The organism is Humidesulfovibrio sp., assembly GCF_030689645.1.
Classification (GTDB): domain Bacteria; phylum Desulfobacterota; class Desulfovibrionia; order Desulfovibrionales; family Desulfovibrionaceae; genus Humidesulfovibrio.
Genome location: NZ_JAUYFU010000076.1, coordinates 1 through 8,763 on the forward strand (window position 1 = coordinate 1; position 8,763 = coordinate 8,763).

The 8,763-nt window shown below is 61.2% G+C and carries 9 protein-coding genes, 1 tRNA gene and 1 rRNA gene; 6 read left to right on the plus strand and 5 right to left on the minus strand.

Annotated features, from left to right (window positions below; all coding sequences use genetic code 11):
* The 3 genes from rrf to Q8O35_RS10465 form a co-directional block, all read left to right on the plus strand.
* A 5S ribosomal RNA gene (gene rrf / locus Q8O35_RS10455) occupies positions 1 to 87 on the plus strand; the annotation flags it as partial.
* A 136-nt stretch (positions 88 to 223) separates the two neighbouring features.
* The gene (locus tag Q8O35_RS10460; protein ID WP_305572999.1) at positions 224 to 1,369 is read left to right on the plus strand and encodes an ATP-binding protein; all 1,146 of its coding nucleotides are present in this window, start codon (positions 224 to 226) and stop codon (positions 1,367 to 1,369) included.
* Between the two features lie 43 nt (positions 1,370 to 1,412).
* The gene (locus tag Q8O35_RS10465; RefSeq protein WP_305573001.1) at positions 1,413 to 1,976 is read left to right on the plus strand and encodes a hypothetical protein; all 564 of its coding nucleotides are present in this window, start codon (positions 1,413 to 1,415) and stop codon (positions 1,974 to 1,976) included.
* On the opposite strand, the gene Q8O35_RS10470 is transcribed toward Q8O35_RS10465, so the two are convergent.
* Together Q8O35_RS10470 and Q8O35_RS10475 are read right to left on the minus strand one after the other, a co-directional pair.
* Complete coding sequence (locus Q8O35_RS10470) at positions 1,973 to 3,028, minus strand: DUF1786 domain-containing protein (protein WP_305573003.1); 1,056 nt, start codon at positions 3,026 to 3,028, stop codon at positions 1,973 to 1,975. The genes Q8O35_RS10465 and Q8O35_RS10470 overlap by 4 nt on opposite strands.
* An 8-nt stretch (positions 3,029 to 3,036) precedes the next feature.
* Positions 3,037 to 3,390, minus strand: a complete 354-nt coding sequence (locus tag Q8O35_RS10475) for a tRNA-binding protein (protein ID WP_305573005.1) — start codon at positions 3,388 to 3,390, stop codon at positions 3,037 to 3,039.
* A gap of 97 nt (positions 3,391 to 3,487) precedes the next feature.
* Here Q8O35_RS10475 and Q8O35_RS10480 point away from each other — a divergent pair, with 97 nt between their 5' ends.
* Positions 3,488 to 4,384, plus strand: a complete 897-nt coding sequence (locus Q8O35_RS10480) for a triacylglycerol lipase (RefSeq protein ID WP_305573007.1) — start codon at positions 3,488 to 3,490, stop codon at positions 4,382 to 4,384.
* Here Q8O35_RS10480 and Q8O35_RS10485 read toward each other — a convergent pair.
* The 3 genes from Q8O35_RS10485 to Q8O35_RS10495 all read right to left on the minus strand — a co-directional run bounded on the left by Q8O35_RS10485 (position 4,381) and on the right by Q8O35_RS10495 (position 7,349).
* Positions 4,381 to 5,967, minus strand: a complete 1,587-nt coding sequence (locus Q8O35_RS10485; RefSeq protein WP_305573009.1) for a response regulator — start codon at positions 5,965 to 5,967, stop codon at positions 4,381 to 4,383. The genes Q8O35_RS10480 and Q8O35_RS10485 overlap by 4 nt on opposite strands.
* Positions 5,968 to 6,014: 47 nt before the next feature.
* The gene (locus tag Q8O35_RS10490; protein ID WP_305573011.1) at positions 6,015 to 6,476 is read right to left on the minus strand and encodes a chemotaxis protein CheX; all 462 of its coding nucleotides are present in this window, start codon (positions 6,474 to 6,476) and stop codon (positions 6,015 to 6,017) included.
* A gap of 186 nt (positions 6,477 to 6,662) precedes the next feature.
* A complete protein-coding gene (locus tag Q8O35_RS10495) occupies positions 6,663 to 7,349 on the minus strand; it encodes a DUF554 domain-containing protein (protein ID WP_305573013.1) in 687 nt (228 codons plus the stop codon).
* 141 nt (positions 7,350 to 7,490) lie between these two features.
* Between Q8O35_RS10495 and Q8O35_RS10500 the strand changes: the two genes are divergently transcribed.
* A tRNA-Leu gene (locus Q8O35_RS10500) sits at positions 7,491 to 7,577 on the plus strand.
* Positions 7,578 to 7,824: 247 nt separating this feature from the next.
* Positions 7,825 to 8,703, plus strand: coding sequence for a hypothetical protein (locus Q8O35_RS10505; protein WP_305573015.1), 879 nt, complete (start codon positions 7,825 to 7,827; stop codon positions 8,701 to 8,703).
* The last annotated feature ends 60 nt before the right edge of the window (positions 8,704 to 8,763 follow it).

The following is an 8,763-nucleotide window of genomic DNA, read 5'->3' on the forward strand; positions in this document are numbered from 1 at the left end:
CCGATCCCATTCCGAACTCGGAAGTTAAGCCCGCCATCGCCGATGATACTGCGGTTCTAATCGTGGGAAAGTAGGTCGCCGCCAAGACTTAATTTCAAAATGGCCCGGATGAAAATCCGGGCCATTTCTCGTTTGATGAAAGGCGAAAGCAGGGGGTTCGAGTGCGTTGACGGGAACCGGAATTACCCGTATTTTTTGACAAGGAAGAATTAAGGTGCCAGATATGGACATAGTGCTGACCACCGCCTTTGCCTCATCCGAGCGAGCCACTACAGCCGTCATCCTCTCTCAATTCAAAACTTTCGTGGATACCCATTGCCGCGCTTTTTTCGATGCGCTTCCTTCGGTGATCCTGGCCTTGAACAAACATCGTCAGGTCGTCTTCGCCAATCGCAGCGCCGTAGAGTTCTTCGGGCACTCAGGAGTTGAGGGAGTGCTGGGGATGCGCCCTGGCGAGGCTCTTGCTTGCGTTAACGCTTTGGAGGGTGCTGACGGGTGCGGTACATCGCGTTATTGCCGTAACTGCGGGGCCGTCGGGGCTATTCTCACCGCTCTGGAGGGGCATGCCGGCGATGGGGATTGCAAGTTGTTGCGCCATGAGCAGGGCAATTTTGAGGGCCTCGATCTTCATGTCAGCGCCACTCCTCTGGATATCGAAGGCATGCAGTACGTGCTTTTCGCCGTGAAGGACATTTCGCATGAGATGCGCCGCCGCAGTATGGAGCGTATCTTCTTCCATGATGTGCTGAACCTTGCTGGGGGCATCAACGGATTGGTCGAGGTGTTGCGCATGAACAACACTCAGGGAGAAGCCCCGGAGCTTTCAGTGCTCAACTCCGCAACGCAGTCTCTTGTGGATGAAATCATAGGACAGCGGGATTTGCTGTCTGCGGAAACCAATGAACTCAAACCCGTATATTGTGCAGAGAGCTCCCACAACCTGTTGCTCCAGCTAATGAGCCTTTATGCCACGGCTCCGACAGCCCAGGGACAGCAGATAACGCTGCAAAGCACCTGCGAAGACGTCCAGATTGTCACAGACATTCGCCTTGTCCACCGGGTGCTGGGCAACATGGTGAAAAACGCCCTGGAGGCCGGCCACCCCGGCGACGCTGTCACCCTTGGCTGTCGTGACGAGGGAGATGGGGTACGCTTTTTTGTGCGCAACGGTTCCGTAATCCCCAAGAACGTGCAGGACAATATATTCCGCCGCCGCTTCAGCACCAAGGGCGAGTCCAGGGGGCTCGGCACCTACAGCATGCTCCTGCTCACCGAGCGCTACCTGCGCGGGTCTGTCGGGTTCACTTCTGCGGAGACTGAAGGCACAACGTTTTTTCTGCGTCTTCCCAAACGGCTGGAAAGCGCGTAAATTGAGTCAGCCTTTACCGACCTGTTTAAGCAGGAGAAGCGACATGCCCAATACTCAACAAACCGCGACGCTGTATTCCGGCGGTGCCACTGGATCCGAGGCGGCCTTTGGCGCTGCAGCCGAGTTGCACGGCCTGGAAGAGGTGACCTTCAGCTTCGCCGGGCATGAGCCCGAGCGCCAGCGAGGCCTGCGCCTTCTCTCGGATGAGGATCTTGCCCTGCGCGACGTGAGCGTGCAGTACGTCACGCGCCTCATGGGCCGCAGCTATCCAAGTCATTCTGACGAGGCCAATTTTCGCGCCCTGATCCAGAGCATCTGCTGGCAGGTGATTTCCGGGCAGGAAGTCTTCGTTGTGGGTGAGATCCTGCCCGATAAGACCGTGCGCGGCGGCACTGGCTGGGGGGCGGAGTTCGCCAAGCTGTGCGACAAGCCGCTTTTTGTGTTCGACCAGCAGCGCCAGGGCTGGTTCCGATGGGAATCTGCGGATTGGAGCGCTGTGCGCAACCCGATCATCAGCAAGGCGCGCTTCACCGGCACAGGCACGCGCTCACTCACCGAGGCTGGCGCGCAGGCAATCGGCGAGCTCTTCAGCCGCAGCTTCCGCTAAAGCCTTCCCTGCAGGCGCAGGCCCTCCACCAGGCCGAAACTGCCCGTGAGCATCATGTCCCCGCCGGGTGCGGGGAATTCAACGTCATACCCTTCCAGCATGGTTCGGCGCGGGCCCAGCACGAGCGTATCGGCAAAGCCGCCGGCCTCCTTTGGCAGGTCCAGGCGCATGACTCCGTGCCCCCTGTCGTCGAATATCTCCTCGAAGTTCAGCAAGCCCTTACGGAAGCGGGCCAACTGATCCCACAAGCGCGGTGCGTCCACAAGCCCAGTGTGATGCTCGTACACGCCCCACACACGCCCCTGGTACAGCAGGAAGGCAACGGTGTGGCTGTTGCCGATGTTCACCAGGGTCAGGCCGCGCGCCTCAGCCTTGCGGCGCACAGTGGGCTCGAAGAGCGCACCCAGCACAGCCGCAGCCCCGGTATCGGCCACAGGGCCGCCGCCAATGCTCCTTTGCAGATCTTGAAGCCGTGTGAAGCAGGCCGGAACCTCCTGATACAGCAGGCTCTCAGGTTGGCCGTGGGCTTCGTGCAGCAACTTTTCCCAAAGCACGAAGCGCCCCCGGCGGTTGCTCTGGCCAGGATGGAAGCCGTGATCCTGGGCGCAGGCCGTCACCATGGCAGGACTCGGTAGGCCCAGCGTGTCCAGGGCGCGAGCCCAGAACACCGGGTCGTAGTCTGCGGCCAAAAAATCAGCTGCGCCTTCTGGGCAGTCTTCCCGTATGTCCACGCCCGTGGCGGCTAGGGCCAGCAGGTCGTCCGCCAGCGAAAAGGCTGCGTCGCGGGTGCAGGAGAAGGGCATTCCTGCGGCCAAATGAGCCTTCATAGCTGAATGGAAACCGCCGCCCATGTTGCAGCCGTGCAAATGCACAGCGCGGCGCTGAGCCGTGGCCTCACGGATGCGTCCGGCCAGCACGCGGGACGGGGCGGGCAGCACCAGCTTGGGACAGTTTTCGATCTCGCGGTCCGGGAAATACAGCAGCACGTCCTGGGTGCCGGAGCCGATGTCCAGGCAGAGGATCGGGCCTTGAGCGATTTTGTGAGCGGGCATGGAACCTCTTAATGGATGCGCGATCCGTCGGGCGCGTAGGCGTCCGGCGCCAGCAGGGTGATATGTCCGGCCTGGGTGGCGGCGCCAAGCACCAGCACTTCCGAGCGGAAGCCCGCGATTTTGCGCGGGGGGAAGTTCACCACGGCCACCACCTGCCGCCCGACCAGGTCTTCTGGCTGGTAGAGCTGTGTAATCTGGGCGCTGGACTGGCGGATGCCCAGTTCGCCGAAGTCGATCCACAGCTTGTAGGCCGGTTTCTTCGCCTCGGCGAAAGGTTCTGCGCGCACAATGGTGCCTACGCGCACGTCGGTCTGGAAGAAGTCGTCGATGGTCACGCTTTGCGCTGCCTCTGGCAGGTCCATGCATCCCCCGCAATGCCTGTGATGACAGGCTGTTTCCGCCATGGTACACAAGGTGCGGTGCGGCAGGCAAGACTTGCCTGGCCTGGAGGGACACATTGTGGACAGAACCCTCATTCTCGTCATAATTCCCGTTGTCATTCTATTCATTCCGGCGCTCCTGTCTTTTCTGGCGTGCCTTGAAAACCACAATTCCGGCGATGCCGCGCGGCAGCGTGACCTGCTCGGCGGGCAGCTTGCTCGCGGCCTTGCGCGGGCGTTTGTGGACTCCGTATGGAGTCTCTGGCTTACAGCCTTATTTTTGCCTCTGGGGCCGTTCATGGGACGGCTTGGCAAGCGCGGCCCGGGAGCCGGCTTACCCACAGTGATTCTTGTGCACGGGCTGTATCACACCCCGTCCGCCTGGTTCGTGCTTCGGCGCAGGCTGTGGCGTGCTGGTTTCAGTGACGTGCGGTGCTACGGCTATGCGAGCTTTGGCCGCGAGTTCGAGGACATCGCCGCAGGTCTTGCGGACCTGCTGCTGGACGCGGCACAGTATGCCCCTGGCGGGCGCGTTGTCTTGGTTGGACACAGCCTGGGCGGTTTGGTCATCCGGGCTGCCTGCGCCGACCCCCGCGTGGCCTCTGGTCGTGGGGCGGGTGCGGCCTGCCGAGTGGCTGGCGTGGTGACCTTGGGCACGCCGCATGGTGGCAGCACACTGGCCGGGCTTTTGGGAGTGGGTAGGCTGGCTCGTGGACTATCCCCGCAGGGGCGTATCATCCGGCTGGTGCGCGGGCTGCCTTGCTGCCGGGTTCCGGCCCTGAGCCTGTACACGCCGACAGACAGCATGGTGCTGCCGCTTTCCGGGGCGCTTCTGGACGAACGCGAGCTGGCGGCTGGCTGGACCCAGCGTGCCTTGCCGCCCATGAGTCACGTGGGCCTGCTGTACAGCTCAAGCGCGGCGCGCCAGACCCTGGAGTTTCTGCGCGGTGTCAGTGGGGAAGGGGTGCCGGTCTAGTCGCCCAGCAGGTCGCGCATCAGGGCCTTGATGGCTCCGGGCTTGAAGGGCTTGGTGATGAAGGCGTTGACGCCGACCTTGGCCGCCACGTCGCGTTGGGAGTTCTCGGACTCGGTGGTGACCATGATGATGGGCACCTCGTCGTAGCCCAAGGACCCGCGCAGCTTGCTCACAAGCTCCACGCCGTCCATGATCGGCATGTTCATGTCCGTGATGACCACGTCCGCGAATTCTCCGTTTTCCACGTAGGCGTATGCTTCCTGGCCGTTTGCCGCCAGCAGGGGCTCAAAACCAAGGTCTGTGAGGATGCGGCGGTAGAGGGCCAGCATGGACTTGGAGTCGTCAACGGCCAGAGCCTTGCGCGTGGCGACGCGCGCTCTGGGCAGGTTTGCCGCGTCGGCCTGGGAGCGGTCGGAGCCGATCTCGACGAGGCGCTGGGCAAAGGCGTCGAGAATGTCCTGGTCCTGGGACTGGCGCAGGGCGTCGATGAGATGGTCGCCCACCAGCTCGTCCTTGTAGAGCTCCTGGAACAGGCGCAGTGCGCGGGCGGCGATGATGGCCCGGCAGATGCGCGGGCTGTTCTCCGTGCCAGCGGAGATTCGTTCGCTGATGGTCTTGAGTACGCCGGGGGCAGCGTGGCGTTCGAGCCCGACGACCACGGCCATGAGGATGAGCTCGTCGTTCTCTTCAAGTCCGTCCACCAGACACACCAGGCCTTTCAAGGTGCCGATGCGGCCCAGGGCCTCGAAGGCAGCGTAGCGCACGTTGGGATCGGTGAAGTGTCCGGCGTCGAAGGCGCGCACCAGGGCGTCGGCTCCTTTGCGCTGGCCGATGAATCCGGCGATGTTGCAGGCCAGGATCCGGTCATCCGTCGAGCCAGTGGAGTAAACGGGATCAAGGTAGGGCAGCACTGTTTCGCCAAGGCGCACCAGGGCGTCGGTGATGATGCGCCGCGCCGTGGGGTTCTTGTGGTGCACGTTCTCAACCAGGAAACGCAGGCTTTCTGGCGTGGCGATGGCGGCCAGGGAATCGATGGCCTTCCAAGTGGTGATGTCGCAATGCTCAAAGTTTTCGCTGGCCTCGGCTGCGCTTAGCGCGGCCTGGAGGGCCGGCAGGGCTGCCGCGTCGGCATACACCCCGGCCATCTCCATAGCCATGGCGGCCAGGAGGTGGTCTTCGTGATTCAAAAATGCGCGGAAAACGGCATTTCCTCCCGCAGGACGGATTTTTGCCAGTGCAGCCAGAATTTCTATGAGCAGGTCGGGGTCGGTCTCGCTGCCCGCCATGCCGATGAGGGGGGCCGCAGCGGATGCGAAGGCGTATTCGCCAGCGGTGCGGATGCACAGAGTGCGGAAGCGTTGGCTATTGCTGCCGAGTCCTTGGACCACGGCGCTTTCGCTCGTGCCAAGCACGGAATTGAGGACACCCACGACCATGTAGTCCACGCCGGTGTCGCCGGTGGGGTTTTCGAACAGATCAATGAGCCCGGAGAGTGCCAGGGGGTCCTTGCTACCGGCTATGTCGTTCAAAATGGTGATCTGGTCGAGGAAGTCCTTGCTTCGGAAGCCTTCCAGCGTGGCCATGCTATATTCCTCTTCTGCTCGGAGCGGATGCGACGGGAAGATGGCGGTTACTCGAAGCAGAACTCAATAGTGAAGTTTCCCGCGTCTGTTTCGAAGGGGATGGCCATGATGGGCGACTTGGCGATGTGCGTGATGCTGTGGTTGTCGCCCATGATGACGGTAGGCGTGGAACCCTGAAGCACAAGTCCCTTTTCGGCCAGCCCGGCTCGTGCCTGGCCGGAGATCATGTTGGTGATCTCGCCGACGGCGTCCTTCACGTCCTGCAGGATGTCCTGAATGTCGTCGCCCAGCATGTTCTTGACCATGGCCACGGCGCAGCCCTTCTGGAACGAGATGGAGACACTTCCGCGCTTGCCGTCGCCGGTGAGGCCCACAAGCCCGGTGACATCGCCAGTGGCGATGGAGTTCTTTTTGACAAAAGGCTTGCCCGCCCGAGGGGTGATGAAGGCCATGGTGCCGATGACATCCATGGCTGCCTTAACAAAGGGCTTTGCCAGTTCCACATCCATGCTGGTCGTCTCCTTCCGTGGTCGTGTCCCGGATAAAATCTCGCGATCCATTGCTGCCGTTGCCCCGGGTCATGTGCAGCGTAAATTGTACAGGGTCGGGTGCGTGAGCTTGCAACAAAAACTCTACGTTCCGAAAGGGGCGTTGGTCAAGTGCTTTGGAAATGACGTGGAGCCAGCCGCAGGCCGCTAGCTGAACAGCAGAGCCAAAACAACGGCAATCAACAGGGACGGCAGCAGGTTTGAGAGGTTGACGCGCTTGATGTCGAGCAGGGTGAGGCCGATGCCAAGAATGAGCAGGCCTCCTGTGGCAGTAAGCTGGCTGATGACCATGGGGGTGAAGTGCTGCTGGAACATGCTTGCGAAAATTGTCAGGGTGCCCTGGTACAAGAGCACTGGGATAAACGAGAACAGCACGCCGGAGCCGAAGGTGGAGGCCAGGGCCACCGAGGCGAAGCCGTCAAGGATGCTCTTGGTATACAGCACTGTGGCGTCGCCGCGGATGCCCTCGTCAAAGGAGCCGACAATGGCCATGGCTCCGATGCAGAAGATAAGCGAGGACGTGATGAGACCCTCGGTGAAATTCGGGTTGCCGGATCGCAGCAGCGCCTTTGCCTGGTCGCCCAGACGCTCGAAGGCCATGTCCAGGCGCAGAAACTCGCCCGCGAGGCCACCCAGCAGGATGGAGAAGATGAGCAGGAGCGGGTTGGTGACTGTGAGGGCCATCTTCGCGCCGATGAGCAGCACGCAAAGCCCAAGGCCCTGGAACACGATTGAGCGGAAGCGTTCCGGAAAGCGCCCGTGCAGGGCCATGCCCACCAGGCTTCCGGCGATGATGGCTGCAGCGTCGACGAGGGAGCCGATGGGGAGGACCATTTGGAATCCTAGGGCCTGTGCCCTGGTTTGCAGGCGTTGAATGGGATGCATTGGCTAGCACGGCCCTTGGACCCTAGCAAGCGCATCCTTAAGCTCCGGCTTGACAGGACCGGTGGCATCTCCTATGAAAGCCACTCTCATGCCGGGATGGCGGAATTGGTAGACGCAGCGGACTCAAAATCCGCCGGTGGCAACGCCTTGGGGGTTCGATTCCCCCTCCCGGTACCAAGAACAAAATCGAGGTGCTACGCAACTTGGCTGAGGGTTGCTGTAGCACCTCTTTTCGTGGTTTGATTTGTTTTCAGCTTCAGCATGATCGGAAAATCAGTTGGTTGTGCCCACTGGGTCCCTTCATCTTTGGCGAGCCTATGGTTTTTGAGATACCCGGCGAGCTTGATGAAGCAGTTCGCTTGGTAGATGGGCGCGGCCCCAGCGTGCGCTGGACACCAAAAATTGTTTAGCGAGGTCTCTGCTAATGTGTTCGCTTTGGGTGAAAAACAGCAAGGTTGAAAACGCCGGAGCCAAGCGCAAGATGCTGCTGGGCATCCTGGCAGACCTTCAGGACCAGCGCGCCAAGCTCAAGTTTGAGTTCGACGAGGGTGTCACGAGCATCAAGAATCTGACGGCCTCTCCAGTCAAATACGACGCCTCAGGCGTAACCGTCGAGGTCTCGGCCCTCAAGACCGTGTCTGAAAGGTGGGTTGGGACCAGCGTTTCCTGCTATTTTCGCATCCGCCCCCGCGAGAACGACGGCTACGCGCAGTTTCTCACCTTTTCCAGCCCAATCCGTTCCGTGCAGCAACAGCCCAACGGCATGGTTTGGTTCGTCCTCGCACTGCCGGAGGGCGTAAAGAGCGCGCAGCAGCGGCGCTGCGTGCGCGTGGCGGTCGACCGGAACCGGGTGCCGGTGGCCTCCTTCTGGGGACAGATGCCAGCTGGAGCGCGCGTTGAGGCCAGGCCGCCGCTTCTGCATTTTGAGGCTGACGCAAACCCTGGATTCCGGTTGGGCAACATCTCCACCCATGGCTTGCAACTTTTGGTCGACAACGCCTTGCTGCGCGAAGCCATGCCAAGACCAAGCAGGGGTGACTACTTCAGTATTTATTTCGAGGCCATAGCCGAGCCGGGCGCCGAGCCTGAGTCCTTTTACGCCTCGATGATTTTGCGGAATACCTTCAGCGACCCGCAAACAGGCGTAACCTCTTTGGGTTTTGAGTTTACCGACGAGGGGGAGCTGGATGAGCGGGGGCGCATCGAGTGGAAACCGCTCAAGTCTGGCGAGGTGAGCAACCTGGGCGTGTATGTTTTCAAGTGGAACCTGCTGGATTTTCACCGCGAGAAACGCATCGTCTGACGGTCATGCCGTCTAGCTCCGGCCTTGCCTGCAACCGGCTGTTTCCGAAACGTCCAGAAT